The 23,837-nt window shown below is 66.5% G+C and carries 18 protein-coding genes; 9 read left to right on the top strand and 9 right to left on the bottom strand.

The window, feature by feature from the left end; all coding sequences use genetic code 11:
• Positions 1 to 101: 101 nt before the first annotated feature.
• Together kdsA and pyrG are read right to left on the bottom strand one after the other, a co-directional pair.
• Positions 102 to 953 (bottom strand): 3-deoxy-8-phosphooctulonate synthase, encoded by an 852-nt coding sequence (gene kdsA / locus BVG12_RS13065; RefSeq protein WP_075792760.1) that lies wholly within the window; start codon positions 951 to 953, stop codon positions 102 to 104.
• Positions 950 to 2,629 carry a CTP synthase gene (pyrG, locus tag BVG12_RS13070; protein WP_075792761.1) on the bottom strand — a complete coding sequence of 560 codons (1,680 nt, stop codon included), beginning with the start codon at positions 2,627 to 2,629 and terminating at the stop codon, positions 950 to 952. The genes kdsA and pyrG overlap by 4 nt, the downstream gene beginning before the upstream one ends.
• Before the next feature lie 300 nt (positions 2,630 to 2,929).
• Between pyrG and BVG12_RS13075 the strand changes: the two genes are divergently transcribed.
• Together BVG12_RS13075 and BVG12_RS13080 are read left to right on the top strand one after the other, a co-directional pair.
• A complete protein-coding gene (locus tag BVG12_RS13075; protein WP_075792762.1) occupies positions 2,930 to 4,630 on the top strand; it encodes a methyl-accepting chemotaxis protein in 1,701 nt (566 codons plus the stop codon).
• Between the two features lie 88 nt (positions 4,631 to 4,718).
• Positions 4,719 to 5,120, top strand: coding sequence for a PRC-barrel domain-containing protein (locus tag BVG12_RS13080; protein ID WP_075792763.1), 402 nt, complete (start codon positions 4,719 to 4,721; stop codon positions 5,118 to 5,120).
• 48 nt (positions 5,121 to 5,168) lie between these two features.
• On the opposite strand, the gene BVG12_RS13085 is transcribed toward BVG12_RS13080, so the two are convergent.
• Positions 5,169 to 6,497: an amidohydrolase gene (locus BVG12_RS13085; protein ID WP_075792764.1), complete on the bottom strand. Its 1,329-nt coding sequence runs from the start codon at positions 6,495 to 6,497 to the stop codon at positions 5,169 to 5,171.
• 221 nt (positions 6,498 to 6,718) lie between these two features.
• On the opposite strand from BVG12_RS13085, the gene BVG12_RS13090 reads away from it, so the two are divergent.
• Positions 6,719 to 8,341: a methyl-accepting chemotaxis protein gene (locus BVG12_RS13090; protein WP_075792765.1), complete on the top strand. Its 1,623-nt coding sequence runs from the start codon at positions 6,719 to 6,721 to the stop codon at positions 8,339 to 8,341.
• Here BVG12_RS13090 and BVG12_RS13095 read toward each other — a convergent pair.
• Positions 8,338 to 11,553, bottom strand: coding sequence for an error-prone DNA polymerase (locus BVG12_RS13095; RefSeq protein WP_075792766.1), 3,216 nt, complete (start codon positions 11,551 to 11,553; stop codon positions 8,338 to 8,340). The two genes, BVG12_RS13090 and BVG12_RS13095, sit on opposite strands and share 4 nt — an antisense overlap.
• A 78-nt stretch (positions 11,554 to 11,631) precedes the next feature.
• Between BVG12_RS13095 and BVG12_RS13100 the strand changes: the two genes are divergently transcribed.
• Together BVG12_RS13100 and BVG12_RS13105 are read left to right on the top strand one after the other, a co-directional pair.
• Positions 11,632 to 12,414, top strand: a complete 783-nt coding sequence (locus tag BVG12_RS13100; RefSeq protein WP_075792767.1) for a PhzF family phenazine biosynthesis protein — start codon at positions 11,632 to 11,634, stop codon at positions 12,412 to 12,414.
• A 46-nt stretch (positions 12,415 to 12,460) separates the two neighbouring features.
• Positions 12,461 to 12,844, top strand: coding sequence for a VOC family protein (locus tag BVG12_RS13105; RefSeq protein WP_075792768.1), 384 nt, complete (start codon positions 12,461 to 12,463; stop codon positions 12,842 to 12,844).
• A 1-nt stretch (position 12,845) separates the two neighbouring features.
• Here BVG12_RS13105 and BVG12_RS13110 read toward each other — a convergent pair whose 3' ends face one another.
• Both BVG12_RS13110 and BVG12_RS13115 read right to left on the bottom strand, forming a co-directional pair.
• The gene (locus BVG12_RS13110; protein WP_179966263.1) at positions 12,846 to 13,244 is read right to left on the bottom strand and encodes a VOC family protein; all 399 of its coding nucleotides are present in this window, start codon (positions 13,242 to 13,244) and stop codon (positions 12,846 to 12,848) included.
• A 129-nt stretch (positions 13,245 to 13,373) separates the two neighbouring features.
• Positions 13,374 to 14,342, bottom strand: coding sequence for a threo-3-hydroxy-L-aspartate ammonia-lyase (locus tag BVG12_RS13115; RefSeq protein WP_075792769.1), 969 nt, complete (start codon positions 14,340 to 14,342; stop codon positions 13,374 to 13,376).
• A gap of 128 nt (positions 14,343 to 14,470) precedes the next feature.
• Between BVG12_RS13115 and BVG12_RS13120 the strand changes: the two genes are divergently transcribed.
• The 4 genes from BVG12_RS13120 (at position 14,471) to BVG12_RS13135 (ending at position 20,117) form a co-directional block, all read left to right on the top strand.
• The gene (locus tag BVG12_RS13120) at positions 14,471 to 16,861 is read left to right on the top strand and encodes a TonB-dependent receptor plug domain-containing protein (RefSeq protein ID WP_307189113.1); all 2,391 of its coding nucleotides are present in this window, start codon (positions 14,471 to 14,473) and stop codon (positions 16,859 to 16,861) included.
• Between the two features lie 343 nt (positions 16,862 to 17,204).
• Entirely contained in the window at positions 17,205 to 18,191 is a 987-nt protein-coding gene (locus BVG12_RS13125; RefSeq protein ID WP_075792771.1) for a glycosyltransferase family 2 protein, read from the top strand.
• On the top strand, positions 18,184 to 18,591 hold the full coding sequence (locus BVG12_RS13130) for a GtrA family protein (RefSeq protein WP_075792772.1): 408 nt from the start codon (positions 18,184 to 18,186) through the stop codon (positions 18,589 to 18,591). Before BVG12_RS13125 ends, BVG12_RS13130 begins: the two co-directional genes overlap by 8 nt.
• Positions 18,561 to 20,117, top strand: a complete 1,557-nt coding sequence (locus BVG12_RS13135) for a glycosyltransferase family 39 protein (RefSeq protein ID WP_075792773.1) — start codon at positions 18,561 to 18,563, stop codon at positions 20,115 to 20,117. The genes BVG12_RS13130 and BVG12_RS13135 overlap by 31 nt, the downstream gene beginning before the upstream one ends.
• Before the next feature lie 130 nt (positions 20,118 to 20,247).
• On the opposite strand, the gene BVG12_RS13140 is transcribed toward BVG12_RS13135, so the two are convergent.
• The 3 genes from BVG12_RS13140 to BVG12_RS13150 are packed head-to-tail and all read right to left on the bottom strand — an operon-like array spanning position 20,248 to position 23,814.
• Entirely contained in the window at positions 20,248 to 21,576 is a 1,329-nt protein-coding gene (locus BVG12_RS13140) for an ATP-binding protein (RefSeq protein ID WP_075792774.1), read from the bottom strand.
• Between the two features lie 10 nt (positions 21,577 to 21,586).
• Entirely contained in the window at positions 21,587 to 22,249 is a 663-nt protein-coding gene (locus BVG12_RS13145) for a response regulator (protein WP_075792775.1), read from the bottom strand.
• Positions 22,250 to 22,299: 50 nt separating this feature from the next.
• A complete protein-coding gene (locus tag BVG12_RS13150) occupies positions 22,300 to 23,814 on the bottom strand; it encodes a Do family serine endopeptidase (RefSeq protein WP_075792776.1) in 1,515 nt (504 codons plus the stop codon).
• Positions 23,815 to 23,837: the final 23 nt, after the last annotated feature.

Genomic DNA, 23,837 nt, shown 5'->3' on the forward strand with positions numbered 1-23,837 from the left:
TAAGCGCGAAATGGGAGCGTAAGCCGCAGCACGCTTCCCATCTACTGATGATTCAGCCGAACGCGGGACCCCTTGGTACACTCGAGCCCCGCCTTCGAATATCAAGAGAAATCGGACTCGATAAAGCCGGCCTTCTTGACGATGCGGTCGATGTCGACCAGGGTAGTCAGCAAATCCTTCATGCGGGCGAGCGGCACGGCGTTCGGGCCGTCCGACAGCGCGCACGCCGGATTCGGATGTGTTTCCATGAACAGGCCCGACACGCCCGCCGCGACGGCCGCGCGCGCCAGCACGGGCACGTGCTCGCGCTGGCCGCCGGACGACGTGCCCTGCCCACCCGGCAACTGCACGGAATGGGTGGCGTCGAACACGATCGGGCAGTTCGATTCGCGCATGATGGCGAGACTGCGCATGTCGGACACGAGGTTGTTGTAGCCGAACGAGACGCCGCGCTCGCACGCCATGAACTGGTCGGGCAGGCCCGCTTCGGCAGCTGCCGCGCGCGCCTTGTCGATCACGTTCTTCATGTCGCCAGGGGCCAGGAACTGGCCCTTCTTGATGTTCACGGGCTTGCCGGAACGGGCGCAGGCGTTGATGAAGTCGGTCTGGCGGCACAGGAAGGCCGGGGTCTGCAGCACGTCGACGACGCTCGCCACGACCGGGATCTCGTCCTCGGTGTGCACGTCGGTCAGCACGGGCACGCCGATTTCCTTGCGCACGTCCGCGAGGATCTCCAGGCCCTTTTCCATGCCCGGACCGCGGAACGATTTGCCGGACGAACGGTTCGCCTTGTCAAACGACGATTTATAGATGAACGGGATGCCCAGGGCGCTCGTGATTTCCTTGAGCTGGCCGGCGACGTCCATCGCCATCTGGCGCGACTCGATCACGCAGGTGCCGGCGATCAGGAAGATCGGCTGGTCGAGGCCGACGTCGAATCCGCAAAGCTTCATGCCGCGTCTCCTTGAACTGCGGGCGCATTCGCCGCGCCTCGATTGCCATGCCGGGCCTGGTGCGCCAGGGCCGCCCGGATGAACGACGAGAACAGCGGGTGGCCGTTACGCGGGGTCGACTTGAACTCCGGGTGGAACTGGACCCCCATGTACCACGGGTGCACGTTGCGCGGCAGTTCCATGATCTCGCACAGGTCTTCGTTCGGCGTGCGCGCCGCCACGACGAGGCCCGCAGCTTCGACCTTCGGCAGGTAGAAATTGTTCGCTTCGTAGCGGTGGCGGTGGCGTTCCGTCACGACGTTGCCATAGATTTCGGCAGCCAGCGTGCCCGGATTCACGGCGCAGGTCTGCGCGCCCAGGCGCATCGTGCCGCCCAGGTCGGAATTGTTGTCGCGCTTCTCGACCTTGCCGTCGTGGTTCTGCCACTCGGTGATCAGGGCGACGACCGGCTGGTCGGTCTCCGGATCGAATTCCGTCGAGTTGGCGTTCGGCAGGCCGGCCATGTGGCGCGCGTATTCGATCAGCGCGACCTGCATGCCCAGGCAGATGCCCAGGTAAGGGATGCCGTTCTCGCGGGCATAGCGGGCGGCCATGATCTTGCCTTCCACGCCGCGCTTGCCGAAGCCGCCCGGCACGAGGATCGCGTCGTACTTGGCCAGGTTGGCGCAGCCGGTCGACTCGATCTCTTCCGAGTCGATGTACTCGATGTTGACGCGGCTTTCCGTGTGGATGCCGGCGTGGCGCAGCGCTTCCGTCAGCGATTTATACGACTCGATCAGGTCGACGTACTTGCCGACCATGCCGATCGTGACTTCGTGCTTCGGGTTTTCCAGCGTGTGGATCAGCTTCGTCCACATCGACAGGTCGGCCGCCGGCGCCTCGATGCCGAGGGCGTCGAGGATGATGTCGTCCAGGCCCTGGTCGTGCAGCACCTGCGGCACTTTATAGATCGTGTCGACGTCCCACACGGAGATGACGGCCTGCTCTTCCACGTTGGCGAACAGCGAGATCTTGGCACGCTCGTCGTCCGGGATGCGGCGGTCGGCGCGGCACAGCAGCGCGTTCGGCGAAATGCCGATCTCGCGCAGCTTTTGCACCGAGTGCTGCGTGGGCTTGGTTTTCAGTTCGCCGGCGGACGAGATGTACGGCACCAGCGTCAGGTGCACGAACGCGGCGCCCTTGCGGCCCTGGCGCAGCGACAGCTGGCGCGCGGCTTCCAGGAACGGCAGCGATTCGATGTCGCCGACGGTGCCGCCGATCTCGACCAGCGCCACGTCGACGCCTTCGGCGCCGCGGCGGATGTAATCCTGGATCTCGTTGGTGATGTGCGGGATCACCTGCACGGTCTTGCCGAGGTACTCGCCGCGGCGCTCTTTACGAATCACGGATTCGTAGATCTGGCCGGTGGTGAAGTTGTTCACCTTCTTCATCCGCGTGCTGATGAAGCGCTCGTAGTGGCCCAGGTCCAGGTCGGTCTCGGCGCCGTCGTCGGTGACGAACACTTCACCGTGCTGGGTGGGGCTCATCGTGCCCGGGTCCACGTTGATGTACGGGTCGAGCTTGAGCATGGTGACTTTGAGACCGCGCGATTCGAGGATCGCGGCGAGGGAGGCGGCCGCGATCCCTTTACCCAGGGAAGACACGACGCCGCCAGTGACGAATACGAATTTGGTCATTGTGCAGAAGGTGCCGAACGGCACGCGCGGGAAATAGAAATTATACCTTAAACGCGCGAATACTTCCTCATTCCAACTTGGCAACACGGCCGGCGAGCCCTAGCCTGGATGAATAAAGCTGTCACCTGCCGACAACATTCTGCTGACAATGTTTCATTACTTCGCGCCAAAATTCCCAAAAGTAACAAACTTTGTCCTTCCGTAAGTAGAATCGAATCCGGAGATGCTGTCTGGAACGGCTCCCAGGCCGCGCCACCGGTCGAAAACAGAACAATCATACTGAAGTAAGGGAAGAATCATATGGGCTTTCTCGCCAACATGAATATCGCGAAACGTCTGGGTGTGGGCTTTGCCCTCGTACTGGGCCTTACCCTCGTCATTGCGGCCGCCTCCGTCTGGCGCCTGAATGCGATCGCGGATGCCACGCGCGCGATGATGGCCGTACCGCTGGCCAAGGAACGCATGTTGACGGAATGGCATATGCAGACGTTCGCCGCCGTACGTCGCACCGCCGCCATCGTCAAGAGCACGGACCCCAGCCTGGTGGCGTTCTTCAAGGCCGACGGCGAGAAGACGGCCACCCGGTCGACCGAACTGGTCAAGCAGATCGAGCCGCTGCTCGAAGGAAAGGAAGAACACGCGCTGTTCGACCGCATCGTCGAACTGCGCAAGGCCTATACGGATTCCAAGGTCAAGGCCATCAAGGCCCGCGCCGCGGGCGACGCCGAGGCCGCGGAGCGCATCCTGAACCAGGAATACATCCCGACGTCGGACGCCTACGAAGGCAAGCAGGCGGAACTGGTCAAGATGCAGCAGGACCACATCGACGCCATCGCCAAGGGCATCGACGACGCCAACCGCAACAGCGCGCGCATGATCATGGTGCTGGCCGGCGTGGCCGTGCTGTTCGGCGCCGTCTGCTCGTGGCTGCTGGCGCGCGCCATCGTCGGTCCGATCCGCAAGGCGGTCGACGTGGCCGAGAAGGTCGCCGCCGGCGATCTCACCCAACAGATCGAGGTTGCCGGCACGGGTGAAACGGCCGCGCTGCTGCGCTCGCTGCGCCACATGAACGACGGCCTCGTGGCCATCGTCTCGCAAGTGCGCAGCGGCACCGACACCATCGCCACCGCGTCGGCGGAAATCTCGGCCGGCAATATGGACCTGTCTTCCCGCACCGAACAACAGGCCGGCTCGCTCGGCACGACGGCCAGCACGGTCGAGCAGCTGACCGGCACCGTGCGCCAGAACGCGGACAATGCGCGCCAGGCCAGCCAGCTGTCGATCGCCGCGTCGGACATCGCGACGCAAGGCGGCGTCGTCGTCGACCAGGTCGTGCAGACCATGGGCGCGATCAACGATTCGTCGAAGAAGATCGTCGACATCATCAGCGTCATCGACGGCATCGCGTTCCAGACCAACATCCTCGCGCTGAACGCGGCCGTCGAAGCGGCCCGCGCCGGCGAACAAGGGCGCGGCTTCGCCGTCGTGGCGGGCGAAGTGCGCACGCTGGCCCAGCGTTCGGCCGCGGCCGCGAAAGAGATCAAGCAGCTGATCGTCGATTCGGTCGGCAAGGTCGAAGACGGCAGCAAGCTGGTCGACCAGGCCGGCATGACGATGAGCGAAGTGGTCGACAGCATCCGCAAGGTGAGCGACATCGTCGCCGAGATCGCCAGCGCCAGCGGCGAACAGAGCGCCGGCATCGAGCAGGTCAACCGCGCCATCGCCGAGATGGATTCGTCCACCCAGCACAATGCCGCCCTCGTCGAGGAATCGGCGGCGGCCGCCACCGCCCTGCGCGACCAGGCCGACAAGCTGGCCGAAGTGGTCAGCCTGTTCCACGTCGGCACGCAGGCCGCGCCCGCGCCGAAGGCCGCGCCGGCCCCCGCACCCGCGCGCGCCGTCGTGGCCGTGCCGGCCGCGCCGCGCAGCGCCAAGCCGGCACCGAAAGCCGCCAAGGCACCCAAGCGGGAAGCCCCCAGCGAGGAGTGGGAGACGTTCTAAAACCGTGCGTACGTGACCGTCCGAACCGAACCGCCAGACTCGGTTATCCTTCTGCTTCCGGACAAGTAAGTCGCGAGGGAGAGGGAAAATGTCCTACGAGGAACGAGACGATTACGGCATGTACAAGAACAAGCACGGCAAGGGTCCGGGCCCGGAACTGATGGGCGCGAACACCCTGATCGGCGACCACGTCCACAACCTGCAGAACGAGCACCTGGGCGTCATCAAGGAATTCATGGTGGACATGCGCACGGGCGCCATCGCCTATGCCGTGATGTCGTCCAGCCGCTTTCTCGGGCTGGGCGAAAAACTCTTCGCCGTGCCCTGGCAGGCACTGACGCTCGACCCGCGGCACAAGCGCTTCACGATGGACATCCCCAAGGATCGCATCGACAGCGCACCCGGCTTCGATACCGACCACTGGCCGGACATGGCCGACACGCGCTGGATGGGCGCGGTGCACGCGTACTTTGGCACGCAGCCGGCCTGAGCGGCCGGCTGCACACGGCAGGGCCGGCCGGCCCTGCTCCTTTCTTACTTATTTCTTCGGCGGCATCAGGTCGAGCAGGATCGCCGTCTCGGCCTTGATGGTGTTGGTCACCGTCGGCTTGAAGTCCGGCGCCCATTGCGGCGAGTGCGTGCCCGGCAGCGGCTGGCCGGCCTTCTGCGCGGCGTCCAGGCGGGCCGCGTCCACCGCGCCCACGTGCAGCAGGATCGCCTTCACGCCGTCTTGCCGTCCATACTGCGAAAAGTCTTCCGACGTCATCTTCGGCGGCATCTCTTTCACGGATCCGGGGCCGACCGCGCCCTGCACGGCCTTCACCATGCGCTGGACCAGTTCCGGATCGTTGTAGACCGAATCCGTCCCCGGCTTGACCTCCACCAGCGGCTCCTTCGGCGCGCCGGCCGCCATCGCCTCGCCCTTCGCTTCGCGCGCGATGCTGGCCAGCACGCGCTTGCGCACGTCCGGCTTGAACGTGCGCACTGACAGCTGCAAGGTCACCTGGTCGGGGATGATGTTCGCCTGGGTGCCGCCGTGGATACTGCCGACGGTGATCACGACCGGGTCGAGCGGATTGTTCTCGCGCGAGACGAGCGTCTGCAGCGCCAGCACGATGCGCGCTGCCATCACGACCGGGTCGCGCGCCTCGTGCGGCACGGCGCCGTGGCCGCCCTGGCCGAAGACGGTGATGTTGACCACGTCGGACGATGCGCGGAACGGACCGGCGTGATACATGATCGTCCCCGACGGCATGGACGCATCGTCATGGAACGACAGCGCGTAATCGGGTTTCGGGAAGCGCGTGAACAGGCCGTCCTTGAGCATGGCCGCGGCGCCGCTCACGGATTCCTCGGCCGGCTGGCCGACCAGCATCAGCGTGCCGCTCCAGGCCTTGCGGTTCTCGGCCATCAGTTTCGCGGTGCCGTACCACGCCGACATGTGCAGGTCGTGGCCGCAGGCGTGCATCACGGGGATGGTGTCGCCGGCGGCGTTCTTCGTGGCGACCTTGCTGGCGAACGGCAGGCTGGTCTTTTCCTGGACCGGCAGCGCGTCCAGTTCGGTACGCAGCATCACGGTCGGGCCGGGGCCGTTGCGCAGGATGGCGACGACGCCCGTGCCGCCGACGCCGGTCGTCACGTCGAAGCCCAGCGCCTTGGCGCGCTCGGCCAGCTTGGCCGCGGTCTGGTGTTCGTTGAACCCGAGCTCGGGGTTGCGGTGCAGGTCCTGGTACAGGGTCTCGATGGCCGGATAGTTGGCATTCAATTGCTCGACGAACGGCGCGGGCAGCGCTGCCGCGCCGGCGGCGGCGCCATTGATGATGCCGGCCAGGAACAAGGTGGTGCGGAGAATTCGGGAAGATGTCATGGGTTGTACGAGATAGGAAAAAAGGGCGGACGATATGCCTCCACCCTTTTTACCCTAACAGATGAGCGGACATGCGACAACGCCGCAGTTAACAATTCCCATAGTCGGCTGTCGGACCGTACTTACAAAGTGTTGCGAAAAAGTTTCTTTACAGCACTTTTAAATTCCAGACAGGAAATATGATGAGTACAATACGCGCCTTCGTTATAAAAGGAATATCGATGGGATTCGTTGCAAACATGAAGATCGGCAGGCGTCTCGGACTGGGGTTCGCCCTCATTCTCGCGATGACGGTGGCGATCGCCGTCATCGGCGCGTGGCGCCTGACCGAAGTGGCCGGCTCGACCAGGGCCATGATGGCCGTGCCGCTCACGAAAGAACGTCTGATCACCGACTGGTACGGCCTGAACTTCGCCTCGATCCGCCGCACCGCCGCGATCGTGAAAAGCACCGACCCTTCGCTCGGCGCCTACTTCAAGGACGACTCGGCCGCCTCGGTGAAACGCGCCGCCGAGCTGCTCAAGCAGATCGAACCGCTGATCGCCGCCAGCGGCCCGGAACACGACCTGTTCGCCCGGATCCTCGAACAGCGCAAGGCGTACAGCGCGTCGCGCGACGGCGCCGTCAAGGCCAAGGCCGACGGCAATGCGGAAGAAGCGGCGCGCATCCTCGACCAGGGTTTCACGCCGGCCGCGCAGCAATACCAGGGCCTCTTGCAAGACCTCGTCGCCATGCAGCGCGCCAGCATGGACGCCACCGCCGCGGCGATCGACGCCAACGCGACCGCCAGCACCCGCCTGATCGTCGTCTTTTCCACCTGCGCGCTGCTGCTGGGCGCCGTGGCCTCGTGGCTGCTCACGCGCGGCATCGTGCTGCCGATCCGCGCCGCGGTGGCCGTGGCCGAGACGGTGGCGGCCGGCGACCTGACCCGCACGATCGAAGCGCATACCCATGATGAAACGGGCGCCCTGCTGCGCGCCCTGCGCCACATGAACGACAGCCTCGTCGGCATCGTCAGCCAGGTGCGCGGCGGCACCGATACCATCGCGACGGCATCGCGCGAGATCAGCGCCGGCAACCTCGACCTGTCCGGCCGCACGGAGCAGCAGGCCGGCGCGCTGGAAGAGACAGCCGCATCGATGGAAGAACTCACGACGACCGTGCGCCAGAACGCCGACAACGCGCGCCAGGCGAACCAACTCGCCATTTCCGCGTCCGAGATCGCCACGCAGGGCGGCGCCGTGGTGGGCGAAGTCGTCGCCACGATGGGCGCCATCAACGCCTCGGCCAGCCGCATCGCCGACATCATCGGCGTCATCGACGGCATCGCGTTCCAGACCAATATCCTCGCGCTGAACGCGGCCGTCGAAGCGGCGCGCGCCGGCGAACAGGGGCGCGGCTTCGCGGTCGTCGCATCCGAAGTGCGCAGCCTGGCCCAGCGCTCGGCCGCCGCGGCGAAGGAGATCAAGGACCTGATCGCCGCGTCGACGGCCGATGTGAATGCGGGCACGAAGCTCGTCGACCGGGCCGGCGCGACGATGAGCGACGTGGTCGACAGCATCCGCAAGGTGAGCGACATCGTCGCCGAGATCACGAGCGCCACGCAGGAACAGACGGGCGGCATCGAACAGGTCAACCAGGCCATCGGCCAGATGGACCACGTGACCCAGCAGAACGCGGCGCTCGTCGAGGAAGCGGCGGCCGCGGCGGCGTCGATGCAGGACCAGGCCGCGAAGCTGGCCGAAGTGGTCAGCGTGTTCAAGCTGGAGCGCGGTCACAGTCTCGCTCTGCCCGTGCCCGCCCTGCCCCGTGCGGCCTTGCGCGCGCCGGCGGCGGTGCGCTAGCAAAAATCGCGGCTGCGCGCATCCAGCTTCCCGAGCCAGTGCGACATGTCGACGAGCCGCTTGGCCACGAGATGCCGCACCTCCCCTTCGCGCTGCCACACGCCGTACACGCCCAGCAGCGACGCGTTCAGCACTTCGCGCCGCTGCTGTTCGACGAGCTGCGGCCACACGATCACGTTGATATTCCCCGTCTCGTCCTCGAGCGTCAAAAACAGCACGCCCTTCGCCGTGCCGGGGCGCTGGCGCACGGTGACGATGCCGCAGGCGCGCGCCAGCTGGCCGTTCTGGAAATCGTGCAGCACGTCGGCCGGCAGGAACCGCTTGGCGAGCAGCCGGTCGCGCAGCAGCGCGAGCGGATGGCGGCCCAGCGTGAGGCCCTGCGCGCGGTAGTCGCCGACGATCTCCTCGCCCTCCCGCGGCGCGCTCAAGACCGGCACCTCTTCGACCGGCGTCGTGGGCCGCAGCAGGTCTTTGTCGGGCACGGCGCCCGCCGCGTGCCACAACGCCTGGCGGCGGTGGCCCGCGAGCGGCCCCAGTGCATTGCCGGCGGCCAGCACCTGCAGGTCGCCCCGGTCGAGCCGCGCGCGCCGCGCGAGGTCGGCCACGTCGGCGAACGGGCGGATCTCGCGCGCCATCTCGATGCGGTCGGCCGCCTCCTGCCCCATCCCGCGCAGCATGTGCAGGCCCAGGCGCACGGCCGGCTGGCCGCGCGCATGATCATCCAGATCTTCCAGCGTGGATTCCCAGCCGCTCACCGTGATGTCGACGGGGCGCACCTCGATGCCGTGGCGGCGCGCGTCCTGCACGAGCTGCGACGGGCTGTAGAAACCCATCGGCTGGCTGTTCAGCAGCGCGCATAAAAACGCGGCCGGTTCGTGGCACTTGAGCCAGGAGCTGGCATACGCGAGCAGCGCGAAGCTGGCCGCGTGCGATTCGGGGAAGCCGTATTCGCCGAAGCCCTGGATCTGGCTGAAGATCTGCTCGGCGAATGCCAGGTCATACCCCCGCTTGAGCATGCCGCCGACGATGCGCTCGTAGTATTTTTCGAGGCCGCCCTTTCTCTTCCACGCGGCCATCGCACGGCGCAGCTGGTCGGCCTCGCCCGGCGTGAAGCCGGCCGCGAGGATCGCCACCTGCATCACCTGCTCCTGGAAGATCGGCACGCCCAAGGTGCGGGCAAGCGCCACCTTCATGTCCGGGCTCGGATACTTGACCGGTTCCTTCTGCTCGCGCCGCTGCAGATACGGATGCACCATGCCGCCCTGGATCGGCCCCGGACGCACGATCGCGACCTGGATCACGAGGTCGTAGAAGCGGCGCGGCTTCATCCGCGGCAGCATGCTCATTTGCGCGCGCGACTCGATCTGGAAGACGCCGACGGTGTCGGCCCGGCAGATCATGTCGTAAGTCGGCTTGTCATCGTGCGGGATGTCCTGCAGCTCGAACGTCGTGCCGTGGCGCAGACCGACCAGGGCCAGGCAGCGGCGGAGCATCGACAGCATGCCGAGCGCCAGCACGTCGACCTTCATGAGGCCCAGCTCCTCGAGGTCGTCCTTGTCCCACTGGATGACGCTGCGGTCGGCCATCGTCGCGCTTTCGATGGGGACGAGACGCGACAGCTTCCCGCGCGCCATCACGAACCCGCCCGGATGCTGCGACAGGTGGCGCGGAAAGCCGAGCAGCCGCTGGGCCAGCGACGCCCATTGCCGCGACAGCGGCGCGTCCGGATCGAGCCCGCTCTCGGCCAGGCGGTTCAACAGGTCGGCCTTGCCGTCGAACCAGTGATGCTGCTTGCAGACCTTGTCGACGATGGCGAGATCGACGCCGAGCGCGCGGCCGCTGTCGCGCAGCGCGCTCTTGGGCCGGTAGCTGATGACGACGGCGGCCAGCGCCGCGCGGGTGCGGCCGTATTTCCGGTAGATGTACTGGATGACCTCTTCGCGCCGCTGGTGTTCGAAGTCGACGTCGATGTCGGGCGGCTCGTTGCGCTCCTTCGAGATGAAGCGCTCGAACAGCAGGTTGCCCTGCGCCGGATCGACTTCCGTGATGCCGAGGCAGTAGCACACGGCGGAATTGGCGGCCGAGCCGCGCCCCTGGCACAGGATGTCCTGCGAGCGCGCGTAGCGCACGATGTCGTACACGGTGAGGAAGTAGTGCTCGTAGCGCATCTCGGCGATCAGCGCGAGTTCGTGCTCGATCTGCGCCTGCACGCCGGCCGGGATGCCTTGCGTGAAACGCCGGTGCGCGCCGATCCAGGCCTGCTCGCGCAGGTAGCTCGCGGCCGTGTGGCCGGGCGGAACCACCTCGTCCGGGTACTCGTAGCGCAGCTCTTCCAGCGAGAACGTGCACTGCCGCGCGATGCGGACCGTCTCTTCCAGCGCCGCGCGCGGATAGATGTTCGCCAGCCGCATGCGCGAGCGCAGGTGCTGTTCCGCGTTCGGTGCGAGCCGGTAGCCGCATTGCGCCACCGGCTTGCCGACGCGGATGGCCGTCATCGTGTCCTGCAAGGGCTTCCTCGAACGGACATGCATCGTCACGTGGCCGCACGCGACGATCTTCATGCGGTGCTGCCAGCCCACTTCCTCGATGGTCGCGCGATGGATCTCGTCGAACGCGCGGTGCAGCAGGGTCAGGCCGATCCACGCGCGGCGCGGGAACGTCTGCGCCATCCACGCGACCTGCTGGTGCAGCCGGTCGACGTCTTCCGGCATGTGGCCGGGGTAAGCGGGCAGCAGGATCGCCAGGCAGTCCGGCATGCCGCGCAGGTGTTCGAGGCCGTCCTGCGGCGAGTCGAAGTCGGACGGATGCAGCAGATAGCTGCCCTTCTCGCTGCGCGTGCGCCCCAGCGTGATCAGCTCGGACAGATTGCCGTAGCCGTTGCGGTTCTGCGCCAGCAGCAGCAGGGATGGGCCGCGACTCCCGTCCGGCTGCCGCAGGTGAAAATGGGCGCCGACGATCAGCGGGAGCTGCGCGCGCTTGGCCTCGGCATGCGCGCGCACGACGCCGGCCAGCGAGCATTCGTCCGTCAGCGCCAGCGCCGTATAGCCCAGCTGCACGGCGCGGTCGACCAGTTCTTCCGTATGCGACGCGCCCTGCAGGAACGAGAAATTCGATAAGCAAAACAATTCCGCATAGGCCGGCAATCCCGCCGCCGCGCCGAGATTGGGGTCAAGGCCGGGCGGCGATAATCGGGCAGGCGGAAGATCGGACATGGAAATTTAATTAAAATGGTGTATCATGCAATACTGTACAAAAACACAGTATAGCCGACGAACCCGACCTCGCCAAATATGCACATCCATTCCTTGCGCTGCTTCGGTGCCCGCCCGGGTACCGGCAACCCGGCCCTTGTCATCGAAGACGGAGACCAGGATCCCGATGTCCGCCTGTCCCTCGCCCGCGCGCGCGACACGACCTGCGTCTTCCTCGACACGTCCGCCGACGGTGCGCTGGTCATCGATTACTACTACCCGCACAAGCGCAGCCCGCTGTGCATCCACGCGACGCTGGCCGTGGCGGCCGTGCTGCTGGCGCGCGATCCGTACACCGGCACCATCGCCGTGCGCACGGCGGTCGAAGGGCAGCGGCTGGAACTGGTGCGGACGGGCGACGACTATTTCGTGCGCTTGAGCGCCCAGCCGGTGGCAGCAAAGGACGTCGGTGCCGACACCGCGGCGGCGCTGCTGGGCGTGCCTGCCGGGTCGCTGGCCACGCCGCCGCGCGTGGCGTCGATCGGCAGTCCCAAGCTGCTCGTCAAAGTGACGGATACGGACGCGTTGTACGGCCTCGCGCCCGACCTCGCGCGCATCGCCGCGTGGAGCAAGGAGACCGGCATCAACGGCATCTATGCCTGGTGCCGGCGGGACGACGGCACGTTCGAGGGCCGCAACTTCAACCACCTCGATCCCAGGCTGGAAGACAGCGCGACGGGCGTCGCGGCCGGTGCGCTGACGGCGCTGCTCGGACTGGGCATCCGGTTGCGTCAGGGCCGCGCGACGGGCGGCGATTGCCTGATCCGCACGCGCATGGAAGGCGGCGCCATCCTCGTCGGCGGCGCGGTCGAAACGTTTTGATTCACAGTGTCGTACCCCCCTCAACCACTGCATCAAGGAGACCGAAATGGAACGAAACGTCGTAGGCTGGTTCGAAATCTATGTGGACGACATGAAGCGCGCCCGCGCTTTCTATGAAACCGTATTCCAGGTGACGCTGTCCAACCTCGCGCCGGAAGGGGACGCCTCCGGCCTGCAGATGTGGGCGTTCACGGGCGATCCGAATGCCGGCGGCGCGGCCGGGGCGATCGTGCACATGGAAGGCTGCAAGGCCGGCGGCAACAGCACGATCGTGTATTTCAGCTGCGCCGACTGCGCCGTCGAAGCGGCGCGCGCCGCCGCGAACGGCGGGCGCATCTTCAAGGACAAGTTCTCGATCGGGCAGTACGGCCACATCGCCCTCGTCGAAGATACCGAGGGCAACATCATCGGCCTGCACTCGATGCAATAAATCAGGCCTGCGGCGCCATCCAGGCCAGCTCCCAGATATGGCCATCGAGGTCTTCGAACCCGTGGCCATACATGAAGCCGTGGTCCTGCGGCCGCCGCGGGGCCCGGCCGCCGGCCGCGATGGCTTTCGCCACAAGGGCGTCGACTTCCTCGCGGCTCTCGCAGCTCAGGCAGACGAGCACCTCGGTCGCCTCCTTCGCCTGCACGAGGGGCTTGTCGACGAACGTCTTGAAGAACGGTTCCGTGAGCAGCATCGCGTAGATGCTGCCGTCCGCGATCACCATGCAGGCGCCGCTCTCGTTGGTGAACTGGGGATTGAACGTGTAGCCCAGCGCCTCGAAGAACGCCTTGGATTTGTCCAGGTTCTTGACGGCCAGGTTGACGAAGATCTGCTTGTTCATGATGCCTCCTGAGTTTTGGATGGATGTGGATACCACATGCCTACGACGGATGGGGCATCACGAAATCGACAACGTCGGTAAAAAAAATCTTCGTCGTTCCCGCGCAGGCGGGGATGACGGTGGTTTTATTCAGCCAGCCAGAAATCCGCCCAACTTCGCCAGATCGATATTCCCGCCGCTGACGAGAATCCCGACCTTCTTGCCGCGCAATTCGTCCTTCATGCGCCGCGCCGCCGCGAATCCGAGGCATCCGGTCGGTTCGACGACGATCTTCATCCGTTCGACGAAGAAGCGCATGCACGCGACCAGTTCGTCGTCGGTCGCCGTCAGGATGTCGTCGACGTCGCGCCGGATGATCGGGAACGTGATGTTGCCCAGGTGCTGGGTCTGGGCGCCGTCGGCAATGGTCTGCGGGGTGTCGATGTGCACGATCTCGCCCTTGCGGAACGATTGCTGGCCATCATTGCCCGCTTCCGGCTCCACGCCATACAGCCGGCATGACGGCGCCAGCGCGCGCGTGGCCAGCGCGGAGCCGGACAGCAGGCCGCCGCCGCCCAGGCAGACGAAGAACGCGTCCAGCGGGCCCGTTTCCTCGAACAATTCCTTCGCGGCCGTGCCCTGCCCCGCGATCACGTCCGGGTGATCGTACGGCGGGATCAGAGTGAGGCCGTGTTTCTGCGCCAGGTCGCGGCCGATCTGCTCGCGGTCTTCGGTGTAGCGGTCGTACAGTACGACGTTGCCGCCGTAGCCGCGCGTGGCGGCGACCTTGGCGGCCGGGGCGTCCTGCGGCATCACGATGGTGGCCGGAATGCCGAGCAGTTTCGCGGACAGCGCGATGGCCTGCGCGTGGTTCCCCGACGAGAACGCGACGACGCCGGCGCGGCGCTGCTCGGGACTGAATTTCATCAGCGCGTTATAGGCGCCGCGGAATTTGAACGCACCCATGCGCTGCATGTTCTCGCACTTGAAATAGACCTGGGCGCCGAACGCCTCGTCGACGGTACGCGACGTCAGCACCGGCGTGCGGTTGGCGACGCCGGCGATGCGTCCGGCAGCCTGGACGACATCATCGTAGGTAGGGAGCGGCAGTAGGCTCATCCTGTTTTCCTTTGGGTTGGTGGATGGGTGACCGCATTGTAATCCGTCCATGTTGTACTTATGAGACGTTCAAATGGTTGTCCACGTGGAAATTCTTTAATATGCAATTTTCCCACGGAGCACACCCCTTGAAACTTACACCGATCCGCCAGTCCGTCCTGCTCGGCTTGTACGGCAGCGCAGCGCTGGCTTTCGCGCCGGCCGCCTTCGCACAAAATGCCACGGGCCCCGTCGCTACGGACAACAACGTCCAGACCGTCAGCATCGTCGGCTCGCGCCGCGTCGGCAACACGTCGTCCACCGATACCCCGGTGCCCGTCGACTACATCCCGCTGACGAAGGCCGCCGAGCAAAGCGGCCAGTTCGACCTGGCCCAGACCCTGGCCAATATCTCGCCGTCGTTCAACTCGACGCGCCAGACCGGTGCCGACGGCGCCGACCTGATCGACTCCGCCGCCCTGCGCGGCCTCGGTTCCGACCAGACCCTCGTGCTCATGAACGGCAAGCGCCGCCACACGACGGCCCTCGTGAACCTGTTCGGCGCGCGCAACCGCGGCAACACGGGCACGGACATGAACGCGATTCCCGTCCTCGCCATCAAGGACGTGCAGGTGCTGCGCGACGGCGCCGCCGCACAATACGGCTCGGACGCCATCGCCGGCGTGATCAACGTCGAACTGCGCAAGGACCTGGGCTGCGAAGCCGTGGCCGGCTTCGGCGAATACTCGAAACACGACGGCAAGAACTGGCTGGCCTCCGCGTACTGCGGCGTGGCCGTCGCCGACGGCGTGCTGGGCATCACGGGCGAATACTACGACCGCGGCCGCTCCAACCGCTCCGATCCGGGCAGCCTGCGCATCATCGGCGACACCAAGTCCAAGAACGAGACCGTGTACGTGAACGGCGAATTCCCGGTCGGCCCGGGCAAGCTGTACCTGACGGCCGGCACCCAGACGCGCGACGCCTCGTCGGCGGCGTGGGCCCGCGGCGGCATCGGTTCGGACGACATCCCGTCGCGCAACTCGGCCGCCATGTACCCGAACGGCTTCGTCCCGTTCATCAACGGCGACATCGACGACCGCTACGGCATCCTCGGCTACCGCACCCGCATCGGCGAATGGGCCAGCGATTTCTCGCAGACCTATGGCTACAACCGCATGCGCTACAACATTTCGCATACGCTCAACGCGTCGATCGCGAACCTGGACCTGATCAACGGCGGCAAGGGCGTGAGCCCGTCGCAGTTCAACGCCGGCGGCTTCTCGTTCCGCCAGCTGACCTCCAACGCCGACTTCAGCCGCTTCTATGACGACATCCTCGGTGGCCTGAACGCGGCATTCGGCTTCGAATACCGCAAGGAGAACTACCAGATCTTCGCCGGCGAGCCGAACTCGTACATCGACGCCGACGGCGTGGGCTTCGGCGGCAATGCCGGCAGCCAGGGCTTCCCGGGCTTCCAGCCGGGCGACGCCACCAACCGCGACCGTCACAGCACGGCCGCCTACCTCGACTTCGAGGCGGACATCGCCCCGCGCACCAAGCTGCAAGCGGCGGTGCGTCATGAGCATTACTCCGACTTCGGCTCGACGACGACCGGCAAGCTGGCCGGCGCCTTCAAGGCCACGGACGACCTGCTGCTGCGCGCCTCGGCCAGCACGGGCTTCCGCGCGCCGTCGCTGCAGCAGGTGTACTTCTCGTCGACCTTCACCGACTTCGTCGCCGGCGTGCCGACCGACGTCGTGCTCGCACCGAACGGCGGCCGTGTCGCCAACGCGGCCGGCATCCCGAAGCTGCATGAAGAGAAATCGAAGAGCTACACGCTGGGCACGACCTGGACGCCGTCGAAAGCCGTCTCCGTCACGGCCGACCTGTACCACATCCAGATCGACAACCGCATCGTGCTGTCGGGCCGCTTCGACGCCGACAACTACCCGGCCCTGGGCGCCATCCTGCAGAACCTGGGCGTGGGCCAGGCGCAGTTCTTCGTGAACTCCGTCGATACCCGCACGCAGGGCCTGGACCTGACCGCGTCGCACCGCACGACCATCGGCGGCGGCAAGCTGACCACCTACCTCGCCATGAACTTCAGCAGGACCGAAGTGACGGGTGTGCACGCCCCGGCCGCGCTGGCCGGCCATGAAGACGTGCTGCTGTCCGAACGCGAGCGCCTGTTCATCGAACAGGGCGGCCCGCGCCGCAAGGCCACGCTGGACTTCGATTACGTGCTCGGCCAGCTGGAAACGGACTTCCGCATCATCCATTACGGTCCGCAGACGCTGGGCACGTTCGACGGCCCGCCGGTGCCGGACCAGTATTACAAGTCGAAGACGTCGGCCGACCTCGCGTTCACGTGGGCGTTCAGCGACAAGACCAAGCTGACCGTCGGCGGCACGAACATCTTCAACGTGCATCCGACCCTGCAGAATCCGGACGAGACGGACAATGGCTTCAAGTACGAGAGCGTGCAGTTCGGCCTGAACGGCGCCGCCTACTTCGCGCGCCTGTCGCACAAGTTCTGATGCCCCATCCACGTCATTCCCGCGCAAGCGGGAAGTCATACTGAGCTACCGGAGCCGGGAAGTCAAAGACCGAACTTCGGACGCTCAGCATGGGTCCCCGCTTGCGCGGGGACGACGTTTGCAGTATCGCCCCTATTTCCTCACTGCGCGCTTTCGAAGCGAACTTGACGCATCTGCTCGCCATCTTCGCTTAACGCACGCGAAATGGAAATCGCATCCGTAAAACCTGTGTTATGTTTCGTACCGCTGATGCATAACAGGTTGTTGACGGATCGCTATGAGCCTCCCCAAAGAAACCACAGTTCCGGACACATTGGCAGACCACTCCCTGCCCGTCGGCCCCATGGCGGGCGCCGCCGCGCTCACGCAGCGTCGCACGGAAAACCTGCCCCTGCTGTCCCTCGTCGTGCCGTTCTATAACGAGCAGGAGATGATCCCGCACTTCTTCAGCGGGGTGATTCCGGAGCTCGAACGCATCCCGAACATCCGCTTCGAGATCCTGTGCGTGAACGACGGCAGCCGCGACCGCACGCTCGACAGTCTCGTCGCGTACGCCCACGCGGATGCGCGCGTGCGCGTGGTCGACCTCACGCGCAATTTCGGCAAGGAAGCGGCGCTGACGGCCGCGATCTTCGAAGCGCGCGGCGACCTGATCGTGCCGTTCGATGCGGACTTGCAAGACCCGCCCGACGTCATCGGCAAGCTGGTCGATAAATGGCGCGAAGGCTATGACGTCGTGCTGGCCAGGCGGGCCGACCGCGACGCCGATTCGCTGCTGAAACGGTGGACGGCGCTGTTCTTCTACCGCATCCACAACGACGTGGCCGACGTACCGATCCCGGAAAACGTCGGCGATTTCCGCCTGTTCACCCGTCATGTCGCCAATGCCCTGAAGGCGCTGCCGGAGTCGTGCCGCTTCATGAAGGGCTTGTTCGCCTGGGTCGGCTTCAAGACGGCCACCGTCGAATACAAGCGCGCGCCGCGCGCGGCCGGCAAGACCAAGTTTTCCGGTTGGAAGCTGTGGAACTTCGCGCTGGAAGGCATCACCAGCTTTTCCACGCTGCCGCTGCGTGTCTGGACCTATCTGGGCATATCGGTGGCGATCTTCGCGCTGACACGCGCTGTCTGGCTCGTGATCCGCACGATCCTGTACGGCGTCGACGTGCCCGGCTATGCATCGCTGGCGACGGCGATTCTGCTGCTCGGCGGCATCCAGCTGATCGGCATTGGCGTGCTCGGCGAATACGTGGGCCGCATTTACCTGGAATCGAAGGGACGGCCCGTGTATCTCGTGCGCAAGCGCTACGAAAGGACGACGGTCCATGCCTGAGCGCGGCGGCGTGGGCCGCTTTCTCACCTATGCAGCCGTCGGCGCCGCCGGGACGGCCGGGCATTACGCCTTCCTGATCACGGCCGTCTCGCTGGGCATGCTCGCGCCCGTGCCGGCGTCCGTCATCGGCGCGCTCGTCGGGGCCGTCATCAATTTCGTGCTGAACGCCGTCGTGACCTTCCGCGGCCACGCGCACTCGCACCTGGCCTGGCACACGGCCGCGCGCTTCTTCGCGACGGCAGGTGTCGCCGCCGCCGTCAACGGCGCCGCGATGTCGGTCCTCGTGAACGGCCTGCACCTCGACTACCGCCTGGCCCAGGTGCTCGTCACGGGCACGCTGCTGTGCGTCACTTATGTCGTCAATTCGCTATGGACATTTCAAGCCAGCAAGGCCCGCTGAATCCCTTTCCGACGGCCGCCGCCCCGCTCGAGCGCGACGTACCGCAGGCCCGCTTCTGGACGCTGGCCCTGCTGGTGACCGGTCTCGCCCTGCTGCTCCGGTTGCCCCTGCTCTCCAGCCGCTCGCTGTGGCTCGACGAGACGTACAGCGCCTGGTTCGCCGCCGTTCCGCTGCACGCGCTGTGGACGAGCGTGCCGCTGTACGAGACGCATCCGCCGTTCTACTACACGCTGCTCAAGGGCTGGATTGCATTGTTCGGCAACGGCGAGGCGGCCATGCGCAGCCTGTCCGTCCTTGCCAGCGTGGCGACCGTGTTCGCGCTCCCGGCCGGCGCGCGGCTGGCGCGGCTCGGCGCACGGGCCGAGGGCGTCGCGCTGCTGGCCGCACTGTTTCTGGCGGTGAACGCGGCGAGCATCCAGTATGCGCAGCAGGCCCGGCCGTACGCGATCCAGGCGCTGGCCGGATCGCTCGCCGTGTTCTTTGCCGGCATGCTCGTGCTGTCGTTCGTGCGGCCGGCGCCGGGTGCGCGACGGTGGTTGTGGATCGTCGGCCTCGCCGTCGGCGCGGGCCTCACGATGTGGCTGCACAACACGGGCGTGTTCGCCGCGCTGGGCTTGTGGACGGGCATGACGGTCGCGCTGCTGGCGGCGACGCCCGGCCCGCGCCGCCCGCAGATCCTGGCCGTGGCGCTTGCTGGCATCGGCGCGCTGCTCGTGTGGTCGCCGTTCATCCCGATGCTCCTAAAACAGCATGCGGCGATGGCGCACCTGTCGTACTGGATCCGCTTCACGCCGCGCAACGTCACCGCGGCCTGGACCGTCATCAGCGGCGGCCAGGTGCTGCACTATCCCGTCGCGCTGCTCGTGCTGCTCGGCTTCGCATGGCTGTGGAAGCATGCGCGCGCGCATTTCTGGCTGGCCGCGTGCGTGCTCGTGCTGCCGATTCTCGCGCTTGCCGGCTACAGCTATTTTGTGAAACCCGTGTTCCTGTCGCGCCTGTTCCTGTGGCTCGGGCCGCTGGGCATGGTGTTGCTGGCGCTGGGGGTGATGACATTGCCCGCGCGCGGGCGCCTCCCCGCGGTCGCCGTCGTGCTGGCGCTGTCTGCGTATGCGGTGGTGGGCTTCTACCGCTCGCACACGGAAGACTGGCGCGGGATGCTGGCCCAGGTGGCGCGCGACAACCGTCCGGGCGACCTCGTGCTCGCGTTCCCGAACGAGGTGCAGATGCCCGTCGCCTACTACATGAAAACGGGACCGGCCGTCGCCTATTTGCCCGGCCCCTTCCCTGCCCTGCACCTGCCGCGCACGTACACGGGCAATTCCGGCGCGCCGAACATCGCGCCGGAGGACGTCGCGCACATCCGCGCGCTGACGGCCGGGCACCGGCGCGTGTGGCTGATCGAGCGGCTGGCGAACCTGTACGATCCGGGCGGGATCGTCATGAACGAGTTGGGGAGCCGCTATCGGCTCGTGCGGACGATCGAGGGAAACGGGGCGACTATCCGGTTGTACGTGTCTGCGAACTGAATGGCGGGCTCGTTCGTATGTGAGGGCACCGGCCTCACATACCCCGCCCTGCGGCCTCGATCGAATCGTAGGTGGGCATTTGAGGCCCCGGCCTCGAATGAAACGAGGCACGCGAACGGTCGCGCCGCGTTCAGGCCGGGAAGATGACCGTGGCTTCGAGCCCGCCCAGCCGCTTCGATTCGCCCAGCGCCAGCGTCGCCCCGTGCCGCTCCGCGATCGACTTGATGATGGCGAGACCGAGCCCGCTGCCCGCCGCGTCGCTGCCCGGCACGCGGTAGAAGCGGTCGAACACGCGCTCGCGTTCCTCCGGCGGGATGCCGGGGCCGCTGTCTTCCACGGTCACGCGCACGCTGCCCGGTTCCGCCATCACCGACACGTCGACCGTGCCGCCGTTCGGCGTGTACTTGATCGCGTTGTCGAGCAGGTTGCGCAGCAGGATCATCAACGCCTCCGGCTGGCCTTCCACTTCGGCGGCGTCCGCGCGCTGCATGCCCAGGTCGATGGACTTCGCCTGTGCGACGCCCACCATGTCGGCCACGGCGCGCTTGGCCGCGCTTGCGATGTCGACGGGTTGGCGCGGCGCGCCGCCGGCGACGCTCGCTTCCTGGCGCGCCAGCACGAGCAGCTGCTCGACCAGCCGCGTGGCCCGTTCGATGCCGGCCGTCAGGCGGCTCACGGCGACGCGTTTCGCATCCGGGCTGTCCGACCGCTCCAGGCTCTGCACCTGCAGTTTCAGCGCGGCGAGCGGCGTACGCAGCTCGTGCGCGGCGTCGGCGACGAAATGCTGCTGGGCGTCGAACGCCGTGCGCACGCGGCCGAACAGCAGGTTCAATTCCTGCACGAGCGGGCGCACCTCGTCCGGCAGGCCGGCCTCGGACACGGGAGACAAATCGTCCGCCTGGCGCGACGCCACCTGCTTGCGCACGCGCGCGACGGGCTCCAGCGAACCGCTGACGACCCACCACACGACCAGCATCAGGATCGGCATCATGACGGCGATCGGTCCCAGCGTGCGCAGCGCGAGATTGCTCGCCATGCTGCGCCGCACGGCCAGGTCCTGCGCGACCTGCACGGTCTGGTTATCGGTCTGGATCGAGAAGATGCGGTACGTGGTGCCGTTGGCGCGCACGTTGGAAAAGCCCAGCACGGCGCGCTGCGGCAGGTGCGCGTGCGAGGCGCTGCGGAACACGCGCACGCCGTCCGGCGACCACACCTGCACGACGAGGTCGTCGTTGCCGCTGATGGGCGCGTCGGCATTCGCGTCCTCCGCGCTCGTCAGCGGCACGCGCGAACGCAGCGACAGCGCCATCTGCTGCATGTGGTAGTCGAAGATCTGGTCGGCGTCGTTGAGGGCGGTGCGGTAGGCGATCGACGCCTGCGCGACGGCCGCGATGGTGATCGCCGCCAGCAGGAACCACAAGAGGCGCCCGCGCAGGGAGTGCGTGACCCTCACTTTCATGTGCAATACCTCACACCTTCGGGACCATGTAACCCACGCCGCGCACGTTCTGGATCAAGTCGCTGCCCAGCTTCTTGCGCAGGCCGTGGATGTAGACCTCGACGGCATTGCTGGACACTTCGTCGCGCCAGCTGTACAGCTTTTCCTCGAGCTGGGCGCGCGACAGCACGGCGCCGGGACGCGCGACGAGCGCTTCCAGCACGGCCCATTCGCGCGCCGACAGCACGACCGGCTGGCCGTCGACCAGCACTTCGCGCGTGGCGGGATTGATGGTGATGCTCTTGTATTCGAATACGGGTTCGGCGCGCCCGGCGGCGCGCCGCAGCAGCGCGCGGATGCGTGCCAGCAGTTCGTCGAGATCGTACGGTTTGAGGACGTAGTCGTCCGCGCCGGCGTCGAGCCCGGCGATGCGCTGCGCCACGGCGTCGCGCGCGGTGGCGACGAGGACGGGCGTCCGGTCCTTGCGCGCGCGCATCGCGCGCAAGACCTCGAGCCCGTCCTTGCGCGGCAGACCCAGATCGAGCACGACGAGGTCGTAGTTCTGGTTCTGCATCAGGGCCGTGTCGGCCATCTCGCCGTCCTTGACCCAATCGACGGCGTAGTGCTCGGCCCTCAGCAGGTCGAGCACCACTTCGCCGATCATCGTATCGTCTTCCACCAGCAGCAGCCGCATCCAATCCCCCGATTCTCAGAAACCGTGCCGATGAAAGACATCACGATGCATCAACCAATGGGCACGGGGATGAAGATTTTGTCATCTCCGCGCTGAACCAGCAAGGCCACCGACTTGGCGGACTTCTTGACGACCTCGCGCACCTGGCCCACCGAGCTCACCGGCCGGCCGTTGACGGCCAGCAGGACGTCGCCCGGCTGGACGCCGGCCACGGCCGCCGCGCCGCCCGCATCCTCGACCACGAGCCCCGATGCGATGCCGGACTGGCTGCGCTCGGACGGGTCCAGCGGACGCAGGGCCAGGCCCAGCTTGGCGCCGTCGTCGTTGCCGGCGAGGTTGTCGCGGGAGACCGGATCCGGCTTGTCCTTGGCATTGCCCAGCGTGGCGTTCAACTGCACGACCTTACCGTCGCGCCAGACCTCCAGCGCCAGCTTGTCGCCCGGCTTGGCCACCGACACGATGGCCGACAGGTCGCCGCCCGTGATCAGCGGCTGGCCGTTGACCTTGCGGATCACGTCGCCCGCCTTGAGGCCGGCCTTGTCGGCGGCGCTGCCGCGTTCGACGTTCGACACGAGCGCGCCGTCCGGCGACTGCAGCTTGAACGCATCGGCAAAGCCCTGGCCGACGTCCTGCAGGCCCACGCCCAGCTTGGCGTGCTGCACCTTGCCGGTGGCGAGGATCTGGTCCTTGATGCGCACGGCGACGTCGATCGGGATCGCGAACGACAGGCCCTGGTAGCCGCCCGTCTGGCTGAAGATCTGCGAGTTGATGCCGACCACCTCGCCGCGCGTGTTGAACAGCGGACCGCCCGAGTTGCCCGGGTTGACGGCGACGTCGGTCTGGATGAACTGCACGCCGTTCTGGTCGATGTTGCGGCCCTTGGCGCTCACCACGCCGGCCGTCACGGTCGATTCCAGGCCGTACGGAGAACCGATGGCCAGCACCCACTCGCCCACTTGCAGGTTGCGCGTGTTCCCCAGCGGGACCACGGGCAGGTTTTTCGCATCGATCTTCAGCACGGCGACGTCGGTCTTCGGATCGGTACCGAGGACTTTCGCACGGTATTCGCGGCGGTCCTGCAGCTTGACCGTGACCTCGTCGGCATCGCGCACCACGTGCGCATTGGTCAGGATGACGCCGTCCGGGCTGACGATGAAGCCCGATCCGGCGCCGTAAACGAGTTCCCCGCGTCCGTTGCCGCCGCGCGGTTGCTGCGGCTGGAAGCGGCGGAAGAATTCGAAGAACGGATCGTCCTCGTCGAACTGCGGCATCTGGCGTTGCGACACCTTGGTCGTGCCGACGACGCGGATGTTCACGACGGCCGGGCCGTTGTGCGAGACGATCTGGGTAAAGTCGGGCAAGGCCACACCGACCGGATTGCCCGCCACCGGTGCGGGAGCGGCTGCCACCGGTGCCGGCGTGGCCGCGACGGCGGCGGCAGCGGCCGTGGCGTTATTGTGTTCGACTGCGATCGCACCTACCGCTCCGCCAATGACACCGGCCGCGCACAGGGCCAGCGTGAGACGTTTTGCGGTGATGGCAGTAACGGTACCTTCGTGAGACATGTACGTGCTCCCAGATTGGAAAA

The sequence above is a fragment of the Massilia putida genome, from assembly GCF_001941825.1.
Taxonomy (GTDB): domain Bacteria; phylum Pseudomonadota; class Gammaproteobacteria; order Burkholderiales; family Burkholderiaceae_D; genus Telluria; species Telluria putida.